Below are 24603 nucleotides of genomic sequence, written 5' to 3' on the forward strand. Positions count from 1 at the left end.
AGATAGAGATAGAGATAGAGATAGAGATAGAGATAGAGATAGAGATAGAGATAGAGATAGAGATAGAGAAATTATAGACAGACTGAACTTGTTAATAGTCAGTCCAATAAAAAAAGCCACTTTAAAAAGTGGCTTTTTTATATAGAGAATTTTGATGAAGATGGCGTCTGTTGAATAAAATCAATAACCAACTGTTTTATTTAAATTTTATTTTCATACCACTCAAATTTACCCGATCTTGTCCCAGTAGCTTTTTGTACATTTTTTGATGGGTTAAAATTCTGATCCCAATAAAATTAGAGGGAACACATGAACCCTCTAATTTTATTACCTTGGATATATGAAACTGAGTTTAACACTCTACACAGCGATGGTCTTTTTATGATGTAGTCTTGCCTCAGCAACATCTAAATCCGGTACTTCAACCGATGGTAGTATGGAGTCTTGTTCAACTTGTTTATTGATACTCAAGTCCTGATTGGCCTTTTCTGATTTAGCCTTAACCTTTTGCTCACGCAATCCTTTCGCTGGTGCCCATTGCAAAATAGGTAAAGCTCGAGCAACAGCAAGTAAGATACGGTCATGCAATGCTTCACTTTTGACTGTATATTCAGGCGTAAAATCTCGATCTGTTGCATAAACACCTATAGGCAAAGTCTGTGCTTGGAAAAAGCTGAACAAAGGACGAAGTTGATGCTCAAGTACCAAAGCGTGGCGATCGCTCCCACCCGATGCAGCAAGTAATACTGGAACATCCACTAAAGCGGTCTGCTCGACAAAATCAAATAAATGTTTAAACAGCCCCGTAAAAGAAGCACGATAAACTGGCGTCCCCACAATCAAGGCATCAGCCGCTTCAATAGCAGCCAAATCATCTTGTACTTGTTTGGGTAACTGACTCCGATAAATTGCACCACCCAATAAAGGACCAATCTCACTGAGTTTCACAAATCTCACATTTATTTCTATTGCTTGCGCTAATTCATCCAAAATTGCTTGAATCAAACTTTCAGTTTTTGAGGGGCTGTTAAGCCCACCTGAAACCGCGACAATGTTAAGTGGTTTATCATTTGAATATGACATGACTTGGCCTTTAGAAAAATTAATATTTTGACTTATATAGAACAAACCAAGACTTCTAGTTAAAGTCTTGGTTGAATAGGATTGAGAATGATTCTAGGCAATACGATACTTTGATTCTTCTGGTATACGCTGTAATGCCTGACGTTGGTTTTTAAAATGTGGCAGAACATGTTCACCTAAGCGATAAGCTTCTTCTAAATGCGGATAACCAGCAAGGAAGAACAAGTCGATTCCAATACTGTTATATTCCTTAATGCGTTCAACAATTTGTTGGTAGCTACCCACCAAAGCAACACCTGGAGGGATACCAATGTAGCCAAAGCCAGACCAAACATTGGGATGAATGAAGAAATCATTCACATTTTTGCTGCCATCTTTATCCGCATATTCTTTTTCAAAACTGAGTACTCGCGCTGATCTGAGTCCTGCATGAGCAGCTGAAGCATGCAAACGCTGCTTCTCTGCTGCTTCATCTAAATAACGTTGCGCCTCTGCCAAAGCTTCCTGTTCGCTACGGCGCGCAATCGTATCAATGGATAAACCAAATTTAATATTGTCACGACCATACTTCGCAGCACGTTGACGTACATCCGCAATCAATGCGGCAATCTCACTTGGTTTTTCAGCCCGCATTAAATAATAATCTGCGTGCTTTGCACCAAACTCACGTGCGGCTTCAGAAGAGCCAGCTGTACAAATGATGGGTAATTCAGCTTTATTGAGTGGATACTTTAATCCACCGCCCTCAGCAGAATAATATTTGCCTTGGTAATGGAATGATTCGTTATACCAATAACCTTTTACAACATCGAGAAACTCAGTTGCGCGGATATAACGGTCATCATGAGGCGTGGCATCGCCAACCTGACGTTGAATCACCTCGGATCCACCATTAATAATATTCCACACCAAGCGATTGCCTGTAGCACGTTGGTAGGTTGCAGCACTTTGTACCGCATTGTACGGACTAAAGTGATAAGGCTGGAACGCCGTCACAAAATTCAGTCGCTTGGTTTCTCTGGCCAATAGCGAACACACAGTCCAAGGTTCCTCTCCTGTTGGTGCATTGACCATCAACGCACCTGCGAAACCATTGATTTCTGCAGCGCGCGCCACCTGCGCTAAATAGTCAATATAAGTAAAGTCATCACCCACTTGATAGTTGGATGTTGCACCAGTATTTTCCACACCAGATACACGCGCCCAATCACCACGATTACGAGGATCGCCTGCTAAAAATTCAGCTTCACCATGCAAAGGTAGACGAGTAAAAAATTCAATTCCCATGATGTTCTCCGTATAACAGTTAGAATTTGGCTGTAAGAGAAACACCAACTTGGCGTGGGTTTCCGTAGGTTAAAACATATTGTCCTGCTGGGCCATTTGGACGACCATGTACCTGATATTCTTCATTCAGCAAATTCTTAACATAGGTATTGACCTGATATTTATTATTTGCGCTGTGATAACCAATATTGGCATTCCACAAGGTATACGATTTTTGGCTAAGGATTGGATCAACCGAATAGTCTTGACGATTCACCAAGAAATATTCACGATCACGATAGCTTGCGTCAGTACCCACAACGATACGAGCGCCATCATTTAAATTGAAGGTATATTCACCACCAACACCGATGGTATATTTTGGTGAGCGGACTAAACTGTTCCCGGTATTGTCGGCATTGACCACATTGGTTACCGGGTTCTTGTCAACGAAGTCAGTATATTCACTATCTAAATAAGCCCCTGCAAAACGTAACCGTAGATTTTCAGTGGCTAAATAATCAAGCTCTAACTCTGCACCTTTAACTTCTGCTTTTGGCCCATTGGCTAAAACTGAAGTAACACCGCCTCCTTGCCCCTCTGTTGCAACTAATAAATTGGTCTGGATATCTTTATAGTCATAATAGAAAATATTGGCATTTGCGACTAAATCCCCGCCCAGTAAACTAGATTTCAAACCGAGCTCGTAACTGTTTAAATATTCAGGGTTAACGTCCGCAAGTTGGGTTAGGCTACTGGATAAACCTGTATTAAAACCACCAGAACGGAATCCACGTGCAAATCTAAAATAAGTATTTAGATCAGGGGTAATTTCATATTCTGGTGTAATGTCATAGGTCAACTCATTCCATGTTTTCTTACGGCTGGTTGAACCGTTCGCATTTGCAGTTGGGTTATAGACAGCATTGCTATACCCATCTTTTTTCCACCAACTCCCTTTGGTATAGTCGCCTGTTGTAATCTGAGTCAGGTTGAGATCAATATCTTTTTCTTCACTGGTCCAACGTAATCCACCAGTCACCTTAAATTTATCTGTAAATTTATAGGTACTATTTCCAAATACGGCAAAGCTTTGTGTGGCTTGATTATAAGTAATGTCTCTAAATGCAGGAGTGGATGCCGTCTGTGCAGGCGCACCATTTGGCAAAGTTTTCTTGACCCGTGCACTCACACCCGTAGAATCTAGATCTTCGTTAAAATAATGTAATCCTGCAATCCAGCTTAAACGTTTGTTCGCATCGGATGAAACTCGAAACTCTTGGCTATATTGACGCCATTCATTATCGCTATAACTCCGCGCAACGTCATAAGGGGTGTAATCACCATCTGAAATTGACTTTTGTGTGGTCTTGTCAAAAGCCGTGATTGAAGTAAAGCTGTGGCCTCCTCCTAAATCTCCATTTAAAGTCAGTGAAGCACCATCATGCTGAATTTTATTCTTTTCATCTAAATCTAAATTGGTATTACGCCCTTCTGGTCTTTCATAGACGCCCCAATATTTGCCTATACTTAAGGAACCATTATTTCCTAAGCCATTGTAGGTCTGGCTATGTAAATTAACTAATGCATTCCATTGATCATTCACTTTACCTAAAATCTGGAAACGGAAAGATTTCTTATCGACATCACCATAATCTTCACCGTTAGCCAAATTCTTTGCATAACCATCACGATCTTCAGAATAAAAAGCGCCCCGTACCGCAATATTGTCTGAGACTTTGCCATTCGCTGCGCCTTCAAAGGTACGTAGGTTATGATCACCGACACCTATCGTTGCATAGCCATTTGGTTTTTCTGAGAAAGTTGGTCTTTTGGAAATATAATTGACTGCACCTGCTGTGGTATTTTTACCATAAAGCGTTCCCTGTGGACCACGTAGAACCTCGATCCGCTCCAGATCAAATAAATCTCCTGCACCTGCAACGGGTGCATTCAAATACACACCATCAGCATAAATACCGACTGGAAAAACTGTAGAGGCTGCAACATCCCCAGTACCCAAACCACGAATATACCAACGTGGTCGGCTATCACCATCTGGATTTTCCGCTGCTGCATTCGGTGTATACGTTAAAACATCACCAATAAAGGTTGAGCCCTTAGCAGCCAAATCTTTACCAGAAACAGCCGTAATCGCGGTTGGAACTTTTTGAATATTTTGTGCTCGATATTGTGCTGTTACAATCACATCACTTAACTTTTTGACATCTTTTGCATTGACCACCTGCGCCTGTTGCTCAGCTGTGATACCTGTATCAATCTCTTCATTTGCCAAAGCCAATGTCGAAACACTCGCTGTTACTCCCCACATAGCAGTTAAAATACTCTGCCTAATTTTTGTGACCTTAAACATGGTGACTCCATTTAAATAAATCTATTCTTCTATTGGCAACTTCCATGCCATTTCATTTATTCAAATAATTTCAACAGTTTAAATAAAATTTAAAAATAAAGATCATTCAGTTCTGCTGATAGATAGACAGTCTGAAAGGTATTATTGTTGTTATTTCAACATTCAGGATTTAATGTGTTTTATATCCAATATTCATAATAAAGCCATACAAATGTATGGCTTTTTCAGTGTCTTAGAAATGATTGATTGCTTTTAAAATTTATAACTAAATTGTCCCTGCACCGTGAGTGGACGCATTGGTTGTAAGAATTCACTATTGGCGCCGGCTAAACCATTCACAAAATTACGTTCATTGGTTAAATTCAGAATATTTAAGCCCACAGTCCATTGTGGCTGTCGATAATATAATCCCAAATCTAAATTATAGTTATTTGGAACTTTAACCGTCTGACTTAAATTGGTATACCAGTTACTGGTCCACCAGCCTGAGAGATTTACACCAAAACCTGACTGATGTTGATAATCCACATAAGCACTGGCAGAGTATTTCGGAATGCCCGCCGCATCATAACGACCTGCTTTACGCTGGTTTAACCCATTACTGTCCCCCCAGACAGTCGCATTGTCTGCATGGAAGCCAAAGGGAGAAAATCCTGCTGGAATAATTGAGCTATATTCAGCATTCAAATAGGTTAAGTTACCACCTATTGCAATATTTTTTTGTAGCTGCCAGCGTAGTGAAGATTCAATCCCTTTCACTTCAAAGCGTGCCATATTGCCATTTGTATCAGGTGATAAATCTCGCTTCTGCTCAAATCCGCTTAATGTGAGAAATAGTTGATCAATGATCGGCTCATATTTAAATCCTAATTCTTTTAATTCACTTTGACTGTCAAACGCTAAAGGATTCAGTTGATTGCCTGCTCCCCAAATTAGAAATGGGCCAAAAACACCTGTGTTGAGTGCAGTGCTCTTATCATAGGTAAAATACAGTGTAGTTTTTTCTGTTGGCTTGATAAATGTACTGGCTTGATAACTGAGCAAACTATATGTATTGCGATCTGAACGGACATCTGTCGGCACTAAGACCAACGGGTTTTCAAGTTTGGCTTTGATTGAACTGTGATTAATCCCAAGATTAATGCCAAACACATCATTAAAAGTAAAATTCTGCTGAGTAAACACACTCCACGTATCCCAAGACCCCGTTCCTGTATAAACAGCACCACCACCATTGGGAGGGAAACCACCTTTTTCAGCATATAAGCCATGGCCGACTGGATACATTCTTGGTAGATTTAAATAACCAAAGTACTGAGAATATTGAGGAACGCCGGCTTGTCCAATCCAGCCTCCTGTTGAACTGCTATTATTGACCAACCCAAGTAAATCCCCTGGATTTTTTTGAGAAGGATCATTGGTCAGATCATAAGGATTAATATTAAAACTATTATTTGCCGCTAAAGACGTAAACTCCTCACGGCGATAAGCGCCTCCTGTACTGCTTTTATTATTCACTTTCAGGCCAAACAACTCGAAATCATAATCTGCGAGGAATTCTAGGCGATTATCAAATAACTCATGTTCCAAATCAGTAAAGAAACTTCCAACCGAATCACCTAAATCCTTGCTATTTTGATAAAGCGTACTGTTAGAAACAGACCAATGCGTATTTAGATCTTTAACTAGTTTTAATTGAGTGCTGAATCGTTTGGCACTATTTTTATCTTCACTTCGACCAGAAATATTATCGTCTAGTTTGACCAATCCATTGCCAGGTATAGATGGATCATAGACCCAACCTCGAATCGTTCCAGCCTGATTTGCCGTTGCATTAGGTAAAGGTGTTGTTTGAATTGGGCCTACAGCAATATATTGGTTTTTATCATTCTTTTGTCGATTCTGCCAACCAATTACTTTGGAATTCGCAGCTCCAGATTCAAATACAGGTGACCAGAAAGCTGAACCATTTTGAATAATTGGCGTAGCCCTACCTTTGTAATACTGACGGTTATCAACAGATTGTTGTGTTGCCCTATTCCAACCATGTGTCACGTTAAAATCATAATAATCATCATAACTTATATTCCAGTCGACACGTAGACTATCATCTGGACGCCAAGCCAATGCACCATAGAATGCATTAAAATTATTTTTCACATTGTCATAATAATCATCAGTTTTTTGGGCTGTTGCACTAACACGAAATGCAAGTTCTTTAGAGATCGGGGCGGTATGATCAATACTGACAGAAAAATTAGGTTCTGTACCTTTTCCTGCATAAATTGAACCAACTGAACCAGAAATCGTTGTTTCTGCTTTATTAAAATTAGGTTTTTTAGTGAGATAATTAATATATCCACCTGAACCCGAAGTAGGCGCAAAAATCACTCCTGTCGGCCCTGCCACAATATCTGCCGCTTCATAGGCATTTAAATTGGTCGGATGACGGGTACTATAAATTCGTTGGCTATCTTGAAAGACTTCTGAATTTTGCCCCCGTATCTGTGGTGCAAAATTGGCATTTTGTCCACCGCCTCGGGTAATACTCGGCGCATATTTAACAAGATCATCTGCACTACGAATCACATCTTCACGAAATTGTTGTTCCGATACTTGGGACACCACACGAGGTGTGTCTAATACAGAGCTATCCGTTCCATAGATTGAAGTCACTTTACGTTTAGGAACAACAGTTTGTTTTTTATTTGCACCAGTCACCACGACATCTGCCAAAGTAATCACATCACTTTCGGTATCTGCTGATGTTTTTTGGGTTTCTTCGGCAAACACATGTATGGGTAAAGATGCCCCCGAAAAGGCTAAGGCAATCACTAAAGGTTTTAATTGAAAAGGCTGCTTCATATCATACTCAGTAAAGTAAATTTACAGTACGTTACGCAAGGCCTATGCCAATCATTAAACAGCCTCCAAACAACACCCAAAATATTGATTTCATAGTTTTTAATTTTTATATATTTAGATATCAGCTTTATACATGTTTATTTTTCCAACAGATTTGTTGAAATAAAGACAGTAAATAAAAACCATAATTAAATAAAATACTGATAAATATAAATAAATTATTGGCATTTATTCTGCAAGTCCATAAAGATAACTATCCAAGATGAGTATTTATAATGACAAGTCGATCAATTCTATTGTCACGTCGAAAGTTTTTAGCACAAAGTCTTAGCGCAATAGGTGGCGTTTCTTTAATAGGGAGCTTGTCTGGCTGCGATCAATCACCCCAAACGGGGTCTGAAGTACAGAGCCCATCTTCACTCACTCCCAAACATGGTGGAACGATTCGATTGGGTCTAATTGGTGGACAACAGTCAGGCAGTTTAGATCCACATCTGTCTACTTCCAGCGCAGGAATTACCCGAGGTTTTGCCATTTATAACAAGCTATGGGAATGGGATGAAAATATGCTGCCACGTCTTGCCTTGGCTGAATTTGCTGAACCCAATCATAATGCGAGTGAATGGACCATTCGTCTACGTAAAGGTCTAGAATTCCATCACGGTAAAACGGTGACTGCTGATGATGTGATTTTCTCAGTCAAGCGTTTAACTGATCCAAAGCTTGCTTCACCGTTTCGAAGTCTGGTGCAATGGATTGATCGGGATCGCATTCAAAAATTAGATGAATATACTGTTCGTATTCCTTTTATCAATTCAATTGCTGGTTTCGTTGCACTCCCTGAAACTTGGGTGAATTTTGGTGGAATCGTCCCTACCGACTTTGATCCAATCCACAATCCAGTCGGTGCTGGGCCTTATAAAGTCAAACAGTTTATCCCTGGTCAACGTTCTGTCTTCACCCGTTTTGAAAACTATTTTAAAGCGGATCAACCTTATGCAGACAGTTTTGAGGTGATTGATTTTAAAGATCAAGTCTCGCGTTTAAATGCCTTATTAGCAGGACAAATTGATGTCGCCAATGCCATTTCACCTGAATACATTAAAATTCTGGAGCAGGCAAAACATATTCAAACCATTCGTTCTGAAACCAATACCCATAATGGTTTTGACTTTAATACGCAACAAGCCCCTTTTAATGATCCTAAAGTCCGTCAGGCATTTCGTTTAATTGCCAATCGTGAGGAGCTTGTACAACGTGGGTTAAATGGTCAGGGACGTATTGCCAATGATCTCTACTCACCACAGGACCCTGCTTTTCTTAACCTACCCCAACGTCAGCAAAATATCGAGGAAGCAAAAAAATTATTGGCACAAGCTGGTTTTAAAGAGGGTTTAAATGTTGAACTTGTTGCGCCTGCTGGCAGCGCCCAACCTGCACTGATCTTTGCAGAACAAGCAAAACATGCCAATGTGAATATACGAGTCAAACAAGTCGATGCCGCTACATTTAATGGAGCAGACCGCAATAAATGGCAATTGTCGAGTAACGCAACCAATGTCGGTACGCCCTATTTATCTACTGCTGTTGTCAATGATGCACCGATTTCAACAACCAATAAAATCAATTTTAAAGATCCTGAATATAGTGAGTTGTTTTATAAGGCGCTTGCCGAACCAGATTTAGCAAAGCGAAAAGTGTATTTGACTCAAGCACAGAAAATTCAACATGAACGTGGTGGCATGCTGATCTGGGGATTTAGCCATACTATTGATGCAGCCACAAAAAATATTGGAGGATTAGCCCCAGAACATACTATTTTTCCAACGTGGCGTTTTGAGAAATTATGGAAGGCTTAAGCACATCCGTTTAACTTTGCTTCCCCTCTTTATGAGGGGATTTTTATTCTGCTGGCAAAATAAATTAAAAAAGCTGCCGAAGCAGCTATTTAAGATGTGACTGGGATTATTGAGGAACAGTGATCACCGATAATTTATCTACACCAACTCGTTCAATACTTGCCAATAATTTTGCCACTGTCCCATAAGGAACAGTTTCATCCGCATTCAGGTTCAAAGCCAGCTTCGGGTTGCTATTCTTGCGTGACTGAATTTCTTGTTCAAAACTTGCAAGTGACACTTTGTCCTTATCCAAAAATATCTCACCCTGCGGATTAACACTAATCACGACAGCTTTATTCTGATCAGTGGATTGAGTCGGTGCGGCCTTAGGTAAATTGACTTTCACCGTATTGGTCAGCAAAGGTGCTGTGACGATAAAGACAATCAGCAAAACCAACATCACATCCACCAACGGTGTAATGTTGATTTCACTCACCACGTCATCATCTTGAGAAGTAGAAATTGCCATTATGCGAATACTCCTTTCTCTTTCACTTCTTTTGTTGAAGCATCATTCAGAATCGTACTCTCTGCTGTATTTTTGGTTTTGGCAGTCGGTAATTGAAAACCAGCCTTTTGATTTAAACTGACAAAATCTGTTGCAAAATCATCTAAGTCTGCGCCAATCGCTTTAACTTTACGTACAAAGTAGTTATAGGCAAGCACTGCAGGTACAGCAACAGCGATACCAATTCCAGTTGCAATCAATGCCTCACCAATCGGTCCAGCAACCACATCCATACTTGCATTACCAGAATGGGCAATCGCCTGTAATGCATGAATGATTCCGAATACGGTGCCAAACAAACCAATAAAGGGTGCATTGTTACCAATAGATGCCAATAGCGCTGAACCTTTATCCAATTGACGACGTTCAGTTAGAATTTGTTTGCGTAAGTGACGTTCCAATAGGTCCTGACGGCTCCAACTGTTTTGCAAGTCATGGTGTGTTTTTTCATCTGCTTCTATCAGTGTTTTAAACCCAGCATTTGCAACACGTGCTGCTGGTCCTTGACCCGATTCAGATTGAGTTACGGCGTCAGATAAATTTTTTGCTTTCCAAAACGCCTCTACGAAACGTTTATCTTGTTTTGATGCTCTTTGGGTCTGAACGATTTTGATTACAACCAGTGCCCAAGTCACAATAGAGAAAGCAACCAATAACCAGATAGTGCCGTCATGGATCAATGAATTAATGTCAGTCATGTAAATATCCTCTTAATCTATAAAATTAAATTTATTTCGGTAATTGATAATGAATTGGAACATCGACCCAACCTTCTACAGGGGTTTTACCTTTTAAAGCGGGTGAAAATTTCCATTGCTTTACTGTTCTTACAGCAGCGCTATCTAAAAGTTTTTTGCCACTACTTTGCTTGACACTGACCGTATCAGGGCTACCATTTGCTAATACTTTGACCCTTAAAATCACAGAACCTTCCCAACCACGTTCGAGTGCCTGTTCTGGATATTCGGGTGCAGGATTACTCAGATAGCCGGCATATCCTTTCGCTTCCGTCACAGGTAAGTTGTCATCGACCGACTTCACAGGTTCAACCACTTTCTGAACAGGTGGAGGAGCCACCTCTTTGGCCACGACAGCCTCTTCAACTTTTTGTGGCGTAGGCTGAGTGACTGCTTTAGGTTGCTCTACCGCTTTCTGTACAGGTTTGGGTTGTTCAACCTGTTTAACGATTGGTTTTGGCTTTTCCACAACCGGTGGAATTTTAGGTTTCTCTGTTACAGGAGGAATTTTAGGTTCAATCACTTTGGGTGGTTGTTCAGGTTTTACAATTTCAATCACCACGGGTTCTGGCTTATGAATGTCCAAAGTCGGTGTAGGCAAGTGTTTTGCGATATACCAAATTCCTAAATGCGCAGAAGCAACTGCAATAATCGCAATCAACAATTTATTCAAGCGTGGTGGAGATGGTTGGGTAAGCGCCAAGGAATGCCGTGTAAACGGATCTGCTATGTTGTTTGAACTAGCTTCAGGTGCATATTGTTCAAATAGCAACGCCCGTTTATGCGAGTTAAATAGTAGTTCACTCATAGGGTTTTAAACGAAAAATTAAATATTGAATAAAAAATTGCACAAGTCATGCCAAAAGAACAAGTATTTGATTTTTATATTTTTAATCAGTATTTTTTCAATTAGTCGATATTCAATATGTTGGTTTTCAGACAGTGTTATGCTGTTCAAACAACAAGATCCCTTTGATATCTCAAAGGGATCTAAATTTATTATTTTAATTTATATCCAACCAGTGGTATGACCTCTTCTGCTACCCGATAGGCTTCTTCCAAATGAGGGTTACTGGCTAAAATGAAATGTCCCACACCAATATCAATATATTCTTGCAAACGCTCTGCAACCTGTTCATAGCTCCCCACTAAAATACAGTTTGGTCCGCCACGTACATTAGACATCCCCGCCCAAACGTTCGGACTTACAAATAAGTCTTCGAAACGATTGCCCTGTGCCAGAGCCTGCTGACGCTTCGCACCTACAGATTCAGTGTCTTTGCGTTCAAAAGCATTGCTATCGACAGCAATAGTTTCATACATTTGTTTAAGCTCTTGGAAGGCTTGTTCTTGGGTTGGTCGCGCTAAAATATCAATACGCATGCCAAATTTAACGTTACGATCAGGCGAGTTTTGTTCAAAAAATGCTCGCGACTGTTCAATGACTTTTTTCTGTTGCTCAACAGGTTCACCCCAAGTTAAGTGAATATCAGCATGACGTCCTGCGACTTGTAAGGCGGCATCACTCGCACCAGCCAACCATAACCGAGGTACATCATATTGATTCATTGGGTATCTCAACCCACCCTGCTCAACATGAAAAAACTTGCCATCATAGTCAAATGGAGCATGATGTGAATAACCTTTTACAAACTCCAGAAACTCGTTGGTCCGTGCATATCGCTGGTCATGTTCAATAAAATCACCGTAAGCACGTTGCTGCGCACCGCCTCCACCTGAGATGACATTCCATTCTACTCGCCCCTGACTTAAACGCTGTAAACTGGCAGCCATTTGACTGGCATAGGCTGGATGAATAAACCACGGCTGAATCGCAATCAACAGTCGAAGTCGTTTGGTTTCCCTTGCTAATGCTGAAGCCAATACCCAAGGCTCTTCAGTATGAGGAAAAGCGGGAATCAATGCGCCATGAAAACCAACAATATCAGCCGCTTTTGCCACTTGTTGTACATAATCATAGTAGGCAAACAACTGATCTTCATGTTGCGGTGCTACGCGTTGTGGAGATTTAATTGCTGGATTTAACTGATTCCATTCACCACGGGTATGTAACTGATGTGCTCGACGACCATCCCCATGAACAGGAATTCTCCATAAAAACTCAACTGGCATAATAGTTCTCAATAATTAAACATTTCACGACATCGTGTTCGTTAGCTATGTCATGAGCAGAAATCATGCCGCTTTTTATTCGATATTTTTTTAACATATACTATTGTTTTATTTAAACTTTATAAAAACATACCAAAACATAGTGTTGAAATTTCAACACTTCTATACATTTAAATGTCTGTTTCACAGCATACATGACTGACTCAAAAACAATAATCCGCATAAAAAATAATAAATAATTGATTTTTATATATTAATTATTTTGGCTTAGTTCTTGCTCTATTCCTCTATATTTTTTAATTCTTATGATGATATGCGTATTCTTCCTAGCTTATTTTTAAGTTTTAGTCTTTTAGGACTCGTCGCTTGCGATGCAAAACAAAAACAAAACGAACAAGCATCTGAGAGTAAACCATCTCAGCAACAGTTGCGTATTGCTGTCGTAGCAAATGGAACATCAGGTAGTCTGGACTTTATTGGCGTACCACAACTCATCTCTCAAGACCCTATTTTTCTCAAGGCCTTAAAGCAACAACATATTGAGTTGAAATGGGAGCCAGTAACAACTGCTGCTGTAGCGACTTTAGTCAATGAAAGTTTCCTGAACAATAAAATTGATTTCGCTTTTTATGGCAACCTACCAGCTGTCGTACTAAATGCAACTGGGGTAAAAACACAAATTGTAGTGCCTGGGGGGATTGGTAATAATGTCTATCTGATTGTGCCACCTGATTCACAGGTAAAAAGTATTCAGGACTTAAAAGGTAAAAAAATTGCTTTACATCGTGGCCGTCCTTGGGAAATCAATTTTGGTCAACTGATACAAAGCAAAGGTTTAAACCTCAAAGACTTTCAAATTATTAACCTAAACCCTCAAGCAGGTGCAGCAGCTTTATCTGCCAAAAGTGTAGATGCATTTTTTACTTTAAGTGATGCGCTAACTTTACAAGACCGCCATCTCGGTAAAATTATATGGTCATCTCAATCCTTACCTGCTGACTGGAAAATGCGTGCGGAATTATGGGGACGTAAAAACTATATTGAACAATATCCAGAGACCACTCAATTACTTGCTGATGCAACAGTGAGGGCAATGAACTGGATATCCCAACACCAAAATGAATTTCAGCAGAGTCAAACCAAGTTTGGACAACCTTTGTCTGTGATTCAACGTGAAAGCCAAAATAGTGCAAGTACATGGCAACAGGATTGGTCACCTGAATACAAAGTTGATTTCCTTAAACAACACTATGCCAAAGTCATTGATCATGCTGTGAAAAACCAGTTGATTCAAACGCCTTTAAAAGCAGATGAGCTGTTAAATCCAAAATTTTCCGAGCAAGCAATTCAAAATTTACATGCAAACGATCAGCCGAAGAAAAAGGGAGACTAAGCGATGAAAACGCTCGTGAATCCCCCACTTGAAAAGAATATCGTTGTAGATAGATCGCCGTTATGGAGGAGGATTTCTGCTGAGCAATTGTATAGGTTGCTCTCGCTGATTTCCCCCATATTGGCTTTACTTACTTGGCAATTTATTTGCTCTTTACAAATTTTTCCAACTCAAATTTTGGTGCCACCCGCAACGGTCTGGAATACATTTATTGGTTTATTGCAAAGTGGTGAGCTACAACTGCACTTAAAGGATAGTCTTGCTCGATTATTTTTTGGATTTTCTATTGCAGCACTCAGTGCCATTGCTTTTGGAATTGCCTATGGTTCAATCACCACATTCCGTAATTACACTTATATCTTATTTAATCTGCTTTACCAGATTCCGATCTTTGTTCTTATTCCTATTTTTATTCTCGTTTTTGGGATTGGTGAACTGTTTAAAATTTTACTTATTATCAAAGCCTGTTTTTTCCCAATTGCTTTGGCAACAGCAGATGCAGTGAAAAATATTCCTAAACAATATATTGAACTCGGTCAAATCTACAAACTTAAAACGCGAGCGTGGCTTAGGTACATCGTCATCCCCTCAACATTACCCCCCTTGATCAGTGGGCTACGAATTGCATTAGGCCGAGCATGGTTGATTTTAGTTGCCGTTGAATTACTTGCAGCGGGTACTGGCATTGGTCAGATGATGGAGCTTGGACGGCAAATGCTTCGCTTGGATGTAGTGATGGTCGGGGTATTTATCACAGGCATGATTGGTTTTAGCCTCGATAAACTTTTACGTTTGGTCGAACAACGCTTTATATCACCTGCTCTCAGTTCAAGGGGGAAATAATGTCGTCACTATCACTGACTTTGAAAGGTGCATTACAACAGCCTGTGGTCCTCTTACAAGGTCTCGTACTTCCAGCAATATTACTAGCGTTATGGCAATACAACTCAGGACTGGGCTCTAGTCATGCCTATGCCTTTGTCCCTTTACAGAATATTTATTCTGCTGCTCTTCAACTACTAGAAACAGGTGAATTGTGGGTGAATACATGGGGTAGTCTGAAGAAAGCGGGATTAGGCTTTTTATTTGGTTCAACAGTTGGACTCATTTTAGGCGCCTTACTCGCCTATTCAAAAGTATTTAATGCGTTGGTTTCGCCACTGTTTAACAGTATCCGACAAGTTCCACTCCTCGGTTTAACGCCATTAATTGCTTTATGGTTTGGCAATGGTGAAGAAGCCAAGATCTTTATTATTGCACTGGCTTCTTTTTTCCCCTTGGTCATTAATACCTTTCAAGGGCTCAGCCACTATGATGAAAAATACAGTGAAGTCGCACGCATGTATCAGTTTTCATTTTGGCGTGAATTTAAAAGAATCCGCTTGCCACAAGCCTTGCCACATATTTTAACGGGGTTAAATTTAGCGGTCCCTTTTACCTGGATCACCACCACAGCAAGTGAATTGCTATTCAATGCAGGTGCAGGCTTGGGCAATCTCATGATGAAAGCTGAAATTAATGCTGAAATGGACATCCTATTGGTGTGCGCAATGACCGTCACAATCAGCGGTATTTTTATGACCACATGTATCCACTTCATTTCAAAACGTCTGCTGCAATGGCGAGCTTAGTAGCCTCTAATTTAAAAATACAATCAGGATTTCAAAATGTCTTTTCCTCTACTCTCGATTAAAAAACTCAATAAATCATTTCAACGTGATCAGAACAACTTAACTGTTTTAGATGGTATTCATCTCGACATTGAGCAAGGTGAATTTATCTCCATTGTCGGCAGCAGTGGTTGTGGAAAATCGACGCTACTCCGTCTAATTGCAGGACTAGACTCAGACTATCAAGGTGAAATTTTACTCAATAAAATTCCTATCCAAGGGACAGATTTAAAACGAGGCTTAATTTTTCAGGAGCATCGCTTACTGCCTTGGCTCACCGTTTCCGAAAACATCCATTTGGCGCTGGAAGAAACTGGGTTAAGCCATTCAGAAAAAAATGCACGTGTGAAAGCGCATATCGAAATTGTTGGACTTACTGGATTCGAGAATGCCTACCCTCACGAATTGTCTGGTGGTATGGCACAGCGGGTTGCCATTGCACGTGGGTTGGTCAATAAACCTGATATTTTACTTTTAGATGAACCGTTTGGTGCATTGGATGCCATGACCCGGAGTCATTTACAGGCTGAACTGCAACGTATCTGGCAACATGAAAAAATCACCATGATTCTTGTGACGCACGATATTGAAGAAGCAGTATATCTTGGAGATCGTGTGATTGTGATGTCAGCTCGACCAGGGAAAATCAAGGAAATTATACCTATTCCTTTAGCCCATCCAAGACATAAAGACAGTGAAAGCTTATTCAATTTTCGTAATCAAGCACTTCATCTACTGGATCATACCGCATAATTAAATCGAATATTGATTGATATTAATATGATTTAGAAAATAGACAATGTCGTGATATTAATAGTCTTTATTATATATTATTCAGGAGTTTTAGCATGGGTTTATCAATTTGGCATATTCTATTATTTGCCGTTATCGTTATTTTATTATTTGGCACTTCAAAGCTAAAAAACCTAGGAAAAGATTTGGGTGGAGCAATTAAAGACTTTAAAGACTCTGTTAACCCTGATGATCCAAAATTAATACAGAATCAACAATACAAAGATATTAATTCGTTAGAATCAAATAGCGAGAAGCAGACCAAGTTATAAGTGATATATTGCCATGTTTAATATCAGTTTTGGGGAACTATTTGCTTTTGGTATTATTGCCCTCATCATTTTAGGGCCTGAAAAGCTTCCTCAAACATTAAGAACGGTACTATTCAAATATAGAGCAATTAAAAACCACCTCAATAAAATCCAGAATGATCTAGAAAATGAACTGGAATTGATTGAACTCAAAAGAATCATGCAAGAAGAGCTGCAAAGAATAAAACAAAATGAAGAACAGCTCAAACAACAACTCGCGCTCATGCAACAAGAAATTGAAAATGTACAATCCACTGTTGCTTTGGAACAAAGAACTACAGCAACGTACACCACGGATTATGTCTATATCCAATCAGATGACAAGTTAAGGATGCCATTTTTAACTCATTTTAAAACAGTCAATAAATTCAATGAGGATCAAGCCGCATGACTGAACATCTCGTCAGTGAAAACCTCACTGAAATGAAATATAGCGAACACCTGAAAGAGTTAAGAAAGCGTTTGATCTATAGCCTTGGTGCGGTTGTTACCATTTTTTTAGTGCTTCTCCCGCTTGCCCAACAAAACTACCATGTTCTTGCTCGACCTTTAATCTCATTGTTACCTGTTAACTCAACCATGATTGCAACGGATGTGATGAGTACATTTTTAGCTCCATTCAAACTCAACATTTATCTGGCAATTCTAGTTAGTATTCCCTTTATCCTGTATCAGTTTTGGCAATTTGTTGCACCTGCACTCTACCAAAACGAGAAAAGATTTGGTGTCGCTCTAGCACTTTCCAGTATTTTTTTATTTTATCTCGGCCTCTTGTTTGCTTATGGCCTGATCTTGCCCCTGGCCTTAAAGTTCTTTGTATTGGCTTCTCCTGAAAATGTATTACCGATGACGGATATCAATAGCTATCTGGATTTCTGCTTAAAGCTTTTTCTTGCTTTTGGTCTGGCATTTCAAATTCCGGTATTAACTTATATTCTTATTTTTATTGGAATTCTATCTATTCAACAATTAGAACAACATCGCAAACACATCATTGTGTTCTTCTTTTTTATTGCAATGTTCATTACCCCGCCAGATGTGTTCAGTATGCTGGCTCTTGCTGTCCCTATGTGGCTATTATTTGAATTAGGCTTATGGATCACTAAATTAACAGCCATAAAAAAAGAACATCCATAGGTCAAAGATGGATGTTCTGAAAATAGAATATTTTTTCTATGCAATTTCATTTTCATTCTTATTGGGTAATAAATTATACCGAGACAAAAGGTTGCGCAAAACATTGCGCGAAAGACCTAACATTTTTGCCGTCTTGACCTGATTATTCCAGCAACTTGAAAATGCGGTATTCACTATCTTATCTTCAATAATATGCCAAGCTTCCCCATCATATTCCTGAAATAAACGCTTCAGGATATCTTCAAACTCCTGAATTAAATCACTATCAGGTAAGGCTGCTGATCCACCTTCTTCTGAAAAACGCAGATGTTCAATATCAATCGTTTTACCACTGCTCATCAGTAAAGCATAATGGATATTGTTTTCCAACTCACGGATGTTCCCTGGCCAACTATAATTGAGGAGTGCATTTCTTGCCCGATCACTAATATTTGGCTTGGTGGTAATCAGCTTCTGAGAATACGAATTTAAGAAAAAATCGACTAAAGGTAAAATATCGCCTTTACGTTCCCGTAATGGCAAAATATTCAGTACCACGACATTCAAACGATAGTATAAATCGAGCCTAAACTTGTTTTCTGCCACAGCCTTACGCAAATCTACATGCGTACCAGACAGAATACGTACGTCGATTGGAATTGGTTTACGGCCACCTACGCGCATCACTTCTTTTTCTTGCAGTACCCGTAATAGCTTGACTTGTAGAGATAGTGGCAACTCACCCACTTCGTCCAAAAACAAAGTGCCACCATCTGCTGTTTCGAAAATACCAGCACGTGTCTTATTTGCTCCAGTAAAGGCACCTGCCTCATAGCCGAATAACTCAGACTCAGCTAATGTTTCAACCAGAGCACCACAGTTCACAGCAAGAAAAGGTTTGTTTTTACGATCACTTTTCAAATGAATTTCGCGTGCAATCAACTCTTTACCTGTGCCCGACTCACCTTGAATGATAACGCTAGCAGAGCTTGGTGCAATAGTTTCAACTTGATTTAACAATTTACGGGAGTTTTGATCTGAGAAAATAATTGCTTTTGCTCGAATTGGTTTTACAGGTACCCCGTTATCTGGCAAAGTAATTACTTTATAATCATTATCCAAATAGGATTTCATAATTAATCCTTTAAATAGATGAGGATGATATTAAAATAGAATAGTACAATTCAATTACAAAACTGATAAATAATAATTACAGATATTCAATCCATGATTTAAATATTCATTACTCTAAAATCAACTTATAACTTTATTAAGAATATAATTCTCAATTTATGAAATGTTGTTTTTTAAGCAGAATAAGAATGCTTCTGATCGAATTTAGACACCTAATTAAAATACTATTCCCTAATCGCTTATTTTATATCAGTTTAAACTTGGCATTTATTTTGCTCATTGGTTAAAAATCCATAAAATAGGTTTAATAATGAGCATCGAATTCGTTGGTATGGTTTTTCCTAATCAATGGTCAGAAACCAAAGGGACACGTATTGGTCATAAAATAGACCTCGACTATCTACGTTATCATGCACGGGCACATGAATATGCGGGTTTTGATAAAGTCTTAATTGCTAGCGGACCAAGCAGCCCAGACAGTACACAAATCGCAGCTTATCTCGCACAGCATACTGAGCAACTCGGGTTTATGATTGCCCATCGTCCCGCGCTTGTAACACCAAATCTGGCTGCACGTTCTTTTGCGACACTTGACCATACGACCGGTGGTGGAAGAATCCGTTTACATGCAATTACTGGAATTACAGCTGAGCCTCAAGAAGGTGATTATATTGTTGATAAAATTCAACGTTATGAACGGACCGGGGAATATCTAGATATCATCCAGAAACTCTGGAAAAGCGATCAACCTATTAGTTATGAAGGTAAGTACTTTAAGCTAGAAAACGCTTTTTGCCCGTTAAAGCCAGTCAACGGGACAATTCCGATTTCATTCGGTGGCTCATCCGATATTGCTTATGATATTGCAGTCCGCCATGCAGACCTGTATTCACTTTGGGGGGAACCACTGGCTGGTGTAAAAGATCAAATTACTAAATTAAAGCTCGCAGCAGAACACGCCAATAAACCACAGCCACCTGTTAGCTTATCCGTACGCCTTATTATTGGCCCAACCGAAGAACTTGCTTGGCAACGAGCAGAACAGATACTTGCTGACATTCAAAATAATCCAACATTTCAAAATAACGGCACATTATCAGGACATAAAATCAAAGGCATCGGTTCACAACGCTTATTGGCAGCAGCGCAACAAGGTGATCGACATGATCGTGCCTTATGGATGCCCACAGCAACTGCTGTAGGCGCTTATGGTGATACCACTGCCTTGGTGGGTACACCAGATACCATTATTGCGGCATTACTCGATTATGTAGATTTAGGCGTTACCACCTTTTTAAATCGTGGCTACGATCCGATCTATGACACGGTCGATTATGGCCGCTATATCATCCCTGCTGTACGTGAAGAGGCTGCAAAAAGATTAAAGCACATCGCTTAAATATTTAAAGCATAAAGCCGCTCTGCAATATCTTTGAAGAGCGGCTTTTTAAAATAAAGATTTTCTTCAGTGAGAAAATCTTTATGTCATCTTTTATTGTAAGTCAGGCTTACAAATAGCCTGAATTTTCTCTCCTGCAATCACCTTTTTAGCAAATGGAATCGAATCTTGTAATGACGCATTAACGGTCTCGCTATGCCCTAAGCCATGATACAAATGGCCTTCGACCACGGTACCCGCTTTACACGCATCAGCCACCAGCTTCATTTGAGATCGGGCATCAGGTGTTCGGTCGTTTGCCCCTGTTCCGATAAAGAGTGGGTGACTGATTTTTAATGTCGGATAATAACCATAATCATTCGATTGTTTCTGTTGCAGCTTTTTATAGTTTGCAGGTGGATTAGGTTTATACGCTTGTGCTGGCGAAAGACCCGCAGTTTGAATATCCCCCATAAAGCTTGTTAAGCAGGCATTTCTTGCTTGTTCAACTAAAGGCACTGCTTCAGGTGTGAAAATATCTTCTGTTTTTATCTCTGGATATAAACTTTGCGTCACTAAAAAACTATAGATGCCATAAGCCAGTGATGGGCTGACTTCGTAAGGATTTAACTTTAACTGATTTTTTTCAGGCGTCGCTTCAGGATCTTGATAAATCACGCCTGTACCAATTGAACCTTTAATATTTAAGTCAGGTGCGTACGTTGCCGAATAGGAAGAAGCCGCAACCGCTCCTGCGCCTCCTTGTGATTGGCCAACAATCACAAACTTATTCGCAAGTGGTAACTTGGTTTTTAAAGCAGCTCTACCACTATCTAAAATACTATAGGCCAGCATCGGGTTATTAATTAACAAATGCGGTCCTGCAACACCTAACCCTTCGTAATCTGTGGCAACGACTGCGAATCCTTCTTTAAGCCAACGATTTAAATATTGTACATCACGGTATGATCGTCCACTCCAAGACGGCGCACAAGCGTCGGCCAAACCGACCGTACCATGTGCCCATAACACCACTGGCCAACCACCTTTAGGAGGAGTCCCTTTTGGTAAATGAATACTTCCTGAAACCACAATAGGTGTTTTACTATCTTTGCCACTGGTCGAACTATAGAGAATTCGAATCGCCTGACTGTCATTTGCCAAACGAATATAAGGATTATGAATAGCCTCTGTTTTTAATAATTTTCCAGCCTGCGCTGGAATAGCCGATTTCCATGTATAAAACTCAGAAACTCGGCCATCTCCATATTTATCTTCAGGTGCTGGCGCTTGTTGAGCAGTCGCCAAACAGCTCGAAGTTAACATCGTGGTGATTAAAGAAAACTTGCATAAGGTTGATAAAAAAGTAGGTTGCATTGTCATTTACCTTAAAATTTGTTTCATCATTTTTGATTTAAAATTCGTAACTTACACGGCCATATAAATACGTTCCAAATGCGCCTTCAGGGGCATTAAAACTATATTTGACAATGTTGCCGACCGAAGAATCTTTGGCTTTATCCGGATGGCTATTCAATAAATTGATTGCCCCTAAATTGAACTTCAGACCTTTCACAAATGCATCCGCTTTGTAGCCAATATCTAAATCTGCAATCCACTGCGGATCAAAAGTCTGGTCTAATGTAGTGTTGGTATTATTTAAGGTCGTCCATTTATCATAGCGACGGATTGCGGTATTGACGCTCCACGCTTGGTTTGACCAAAGTGCGCCAAGGGTCAGCTTTGTTTTCGGTGCAGTAGACTCAATCAGGCTTTGTGTATTTCGTCCTGCAATGCTTGAAACGGGAATTCGCTCACCTTTTGCGGTGATAGAATCTCTGGTTTCAGTGATTTCATTTTTGTTATAGGCCAGACCTAGATTCAGATTTAACTTGCCATATTGTTCAAGATTTAAATCATGCTTAAACGCGAGCTCTAAACCTTGGGTACGTGTGTCGAGTAAATTATTAAAGAACGCCACATTGGCAATATTTGAATACGGTGAATTGGCAAATGCATTGGTGATTACACTTCCAGTAATATTGTCTGAAAGCAAAATACGATTTTTAATATCGATTTGATAAAGGTCTAAAGTTGCTGAGGTATTCGCAAGTGGCTTCCAAACAAAACCTAAAGAGTAATTTGTGGATTTCTCTGGTTTAAGTGAGCTTCCGCCAATCAGTAAAGCGGCCTCACTGCCTGCAACTAAAGTTCGTTGTTGCACATCTTGCCACCCTGAAGGGGTTTGCACCGTTTGTACGCTATAAGCAGAATATCCTTGTTGTGCCAATGACGGTGCTCTATAGCCTGTATTGATTGAACCACGTACTGCCAACTGAGGTGATACATCATATTTAGCAAATAATTTTCCGTTTGTGGTCGACCCAAAGTCTGAATATTTTTCACTTCGAACAGCTGCGCCCACATTCAAATTTTTAAAAATATCTGCTTCTAAATCTAGGTAAATACCATAAACATCACGACTAATTTTTCGTTGATCTTGGTCTGTAATTCCGGCATATATTCCCGGAACACCAACACCTAAAGTCGTACTCGGATTGAAATATGGGCCACGGGTATAGGCAATCGGATCACCCGCATTTTGCTTATATTGCTCCCAACGATATAAAACCCCTGTAGACAACGTCAGTGGACTTGCTAACCCGTCAATTGCAATATCACGGCTATAATCGAGCCCTGTATTTAATTGCGCAAAGATATTTTCGCCTAAGTCATAGTTTGAAGAAGAATTTGGCCCGTAACTTGGGTTAATGCCGTTGCCTTGTTTTGTGCTGACTTTATTTTGCCCATAAGTTGCATAAAGATCATATTTACCTGACTTCAACTCCCCTTTTTTCACTCCAACGGTGGTTGCAAAATCATCTACAGTGACTAAGCTTAATGGCGAGCGTCCATCTGGATAACGTTCTTTAAAATAGCTGGATTGATTCAGTACTGTTTTGGTTGTTGGTGGTTCATAAAAGTTTTCACCTATTGTTTTACGGTGTCCATAGCTACTAAAACCATAAAGTGCAACGTCATCTGTCAAAGGTAAATCTAGATTGGCAGTCACATTGACTTGATCTTTTTGTTCGGGCGAACCAAATTTCCACGTTCTATAAGGTGTATTTTGTTCTGTATATTGAGCCTTGGTTGAACCATCATAAAAAGTTCGCGTATCCGGTGCTGTGTTACTTGCAGCTTCACGTTTGCCTAAATCTAACGCAACCGTCAATGCACCATCATTAGGGAGCGCAAAACCTTTCCAAAGATTAACTTTATGTTGTTCACCATCTCCTTGAGTGTAACCACCCATTTGATAGCTTACGCCACCTCCATGATCTCGTGATTTCAAAATAATATTAACCACACCGGCAATTGCATCTGACCCATATTGTGCCGCAGCACCATCCCGCAAGATTTCTATGCGTTCAATCGCGCTCACTGGAATTAAACTTAGGTCAGTTACCGCTGCGCCTCTTCCACCTGCATAGGCTTGGCGAGTGAAATAAGCTGATGTATGACGACGTTTTCCATTAATTAAAATTAGAGTTTGATCAGCAGATAATCCTCTGAGCGCAATACTTGGCGGAACCGATGCTCCAAAACCACCTGCAGGAGAACTCGGTAAAGTCACCGAGGGAGACAGCCGTGTTAACGCTGCTGCAAGATCAGTCGCACCAGTCTCTTGTAACGCTTTGGCAGTTAAAATATCAACGGGGGCAGGTGCATCAAGTGAGCTACTAATTGCCCGTCTAGAGCCTGTAACAACCACAGATTGTAATGTGATGGCATCCTCTTTCCCTGACAAATTCTTTTGATCATTTGCCAAAGCAATTGAGGCAGTGAGTGTACTCAGTGCAAAAAGTGAGGAGTGAAGAATGAATTGAGAAAAATATGTACGCATATAAGCTTCCTTAACGATCTAAACCGATATAGCAA

The 24603-nt window shown here is 39.9% G+C and carries 20 protein-coding genes; 9 read left to right on the top strand and 11 right to left on the bottom strand.

Annotated features, from left to right (window positions below; all coding sequences use genetic code 11):
* Nucleotides 1–360 precede the first annotated feature (360 nt).
* The 4 genes from msuE to F993_RS08035 form a co-directional block, all read right to left on the bottom strand.
* A complete protein-coding gene (gene msuE / locus F993_RS08050) occupies nt 361–1083 on the bottom strand; it encodes an FMN reductase (RefSeq protein WP_004655013.1) in 723 nt (240 codons plus the stop codon).
* A 93-nt stretch (nt 1084–1176) separates the two neighbouring features.
* Complete coding sequence (locus F993_RS08045; RefSeq protein WP_004655015.1) at nt 1177–2370, bottom strand: LLM class flavin-dependent oxidoreductase; 1194 nt, start codon at nt 2368–2370, stop codon at nt 1177–1179.
* A gap of 19 nt (nt 2371–2389) precedes the next feature.
* Nucleotides 2390–4723, bottom strand: coding sequence for a TonB-dependent receptor (locus F993_RS08040; protein WP_004655016.1), 2334 nt, complete (start codon nt 4721–4723; stop codon nt 2390–2392).
* Nucleotides 4724–4975: 252 nt separating this feature from the next.
* Entirely contained in the window at nt 4976–7588 is a 2613-nt protein-coding gene (locus F993_RS08035) for a TonB-dependent receptor (RefSeq protein ID WP_004655017.1), read from the bottom strand.
* A 275-nt stretch (nt 7589–7863) separates the two neighbouring features.
* On the opposite strand from F993_RS08035, the gene F993_RS08030 reads away from it, so the two are divergent.
* Complete coding sequence (locus F993_RS08030; RefSeq protein ID WP_004655020.1) at nt 7864–9447, top strand: ABC transporter substrate-binding protein; 1584 nt, start codon at nt 7864–7866, stop codon at nt 9445–9447.
* Between the two features lie 106 nt (nt 9448–9553).
* Here the strand turns inward: F993_RS08030 and F993_RS08025 are convergent, their stop codons facing one another.
* From F993_RS08025 to F993_RS08010, 4 genes are all read right to left on the bottom strand, one after another.
* Nucleotides 9554–9958 (bottom strand): ExbD/TolR family protein, encoded by a 405-nt coding sequence (locus tag F993_RS08025; RefSeq protein WP_004655022.1) that lies wholly within the window; start codon nt 9956–9958, stop codon nt 9554–9556.
* Nucleotides 9958–10695 (bottom strand): MotA/TolQ/ExbB proton channel family protein, encoded by a 738-nt coding sequence (locus tag F993_RS08020; protein WP_004655023.1) that lies wholly within the window; start codon nt 10693–10695, stop codon nt 9958–9960. Before F993_RS08020 ends, F993_RS08025 begins: the two co-directional genes overlap by 1 nt.
* A 31-nt stretch (nt 10696–10726) precedes the next feature.
* On the bottom strand, nt 10727–11542 hold the full coding sequence (locus F993_RS08015) for an energy transducer TonB (protein ID WP_004655025.1): 816 nt from the start codon (nt 11540–11542) through the stop codon (nt 10727–10729).
* Nucleotides 11543–11733: 191 nt separating this feature from the next.
* Nucleotides 11734–12867 (bottom strand): LLM class flavin-dependent oxidoreductase, encoded by a 1134-nt coding sequence (locus F993_RS08010; RefSeq protein WP_004655027.1) that lies wholly within the window; start codon nt 12865–12867, stop codon nt 11734–11736.
* A 313-nt stretch (nt 12868–13180) separates the two neighbouring features.
* On the opposite strand from F993_RS08010, the gene F993_RS08005 reads away from it, so the two are divergent.
* From F993_RS08005 to tatC, 7 genes are all read left to right on the top strand, one after another.
* Nucleotides 13181–14260: an ABC transporter substrate-binding protein gene (locus tag F993_RS08005; protein WP_004655030.1), complete on the top strand. Its 1080-nt coding sequence runs from the start codon at nt 13181–13183 to the stop codon at nt 14258–14260.
* 3 nt (nt 14261–14263) lie between these two features.
* Nucleotides 14264–15103 carry an ABC transporter permease gene (locus F993_RS08000; RefSeq protein WP_004655031.1) on the top strand — a complete coding sequence of 280 codons (840 nt, stop codon included), beginning with the start codon at nt 14264–14266 and terminating at the stop codon, nt 15101–15103.
* Nucleotides 15103–15891: an ABC transporter permease gene (locus tag F993_RS07995; RefSeq protein WP_004655033.1), complete on the top strand. Its 789-nt coding sequence runs from the start codon at nt 15103–15105 to the stop codon at nt 15889–15891. The genes F993_RS08000 and F993_RS07995 overlap by 1 nt, the downstream gene beginning before the upstream one ends.
* 36 nt (nt 15892–15927) lie before the next feature.
* Nucleotides 15928–16683, top strand: a complete 756-nt coding sequence (locus F993_RS07990) for an ABC transporter ATP-binding protein (RefSeq protein WP_004655034.1) — start codon at nt 15928–15930, stop codon at nt 16681–16683.
* 95 nt (nt 16684–16778) lie between these two features.
* Nucleotides 16779–16994, top strand: a complete 216-nt coding sequence (locus F993_RS07985) for a Sec-independent protein translocase subunit TatA (RefSeq protein ID WP_004655037.1) — start codon at nt 16779–16781, stop codon at nt 16992–16994.
* A gap of 13 nt (nt 16995–17007) precedes the next feature.
* Nucleotides 17008–17424 (top strand): Sec-independent protein translocase protein TatB, encoded by a 417-nt coding sequence (gene tatB, locus F993_RS07980; RefSeq protein WP_004655038.1) that lies wholly within the window; start codon nt 17008–17010, stop codon nt 17422–17424.
* On the top strand, nt 17421–18170 hold the full coding sequence (gene tatC / locus F993_RS07975) for a twin-arginine translocase subunit TatC (protein WP_004655041.1): 750 nt from the start codon (nt 17421–17423) through the stop codon (nt 18168–18170). The genes tatB and tatC overlap by 4 nt, the downstream gene beginning before the upstream one ends.
* 36 nt (nt 18171–18206) lie before the next feature.
* Here tatC and F993_RS07970 read toward each other — a convergent pair whose 3' ends face one another.
* Nucleotides 18207–19283, bottom strand: a complete 1077-nt coding sequence (locus tag F993_RS07970) for a sigma-54 interaction domain-containing protein (RefSeq protein ID WP_004655042.1) — start codon at nt 19281–19283, stop codon at nt 18207–18209.
* Between the two features lie 310 nt (nt 19284–19593).
* Between F993_RS07970 and F993_RS07965 the strand changes: the two genes are divergently transcribed.
* On the top strand, nt 19594–20682 hold the full coding sequence (locus tag F993_RS07965; protein WP_004655045.1) for an LLM class flavin-dependent oxidoreductase: 1089 nt from the start codon (nt 19594–19596) through the stop codon (nt 20680–20682).
* A gap of 93 nt (nt 20683–20775) precedes the next feature.
* On the opposite strand, the gene F993_RS07960 is transcribed toward F993_RS07965, so the two are convergent.
* Together F993_RS07960 and F993_RS07955 are read right to left on the bottom strand one after the other, a co-directional pair.
* A complete protein-coding gene (locus tag F993_RS07960; protein WP_004655046.1) occupies nt 20776–22038 on the bottom strand; it encodes a lipase family protein in 1263 nt (420 codons plus the stop codon).
* A 37-nt stretch (nt 22039–22075) separates the two neighbouring features.
* The gene (locus tag F993_RS07955; protein WP_004655047.1) at nt 22076–24568 is read right to left on the bottom strand and encodes a TonB-dependent receptor plug domain-containing protein; all 2493 of its coding nucleotides are present in this window, start codon (nt 24566–24568) and stop codon (nt 22076–22078) included.
* Between the last annotated feature and the right edge of the window lie 35 nt (nt 24569–24603).

It is taken from the genome of Acinetobacter proteolyticus (assembly GCF_000367945.1).
Lineage (GTDB): Bacteria > Pseudomonadota > Gammaproteobacteria > Pseudomonadales > Moraxellaceae > Acinetobacter > Acinetobacter proteolyticus.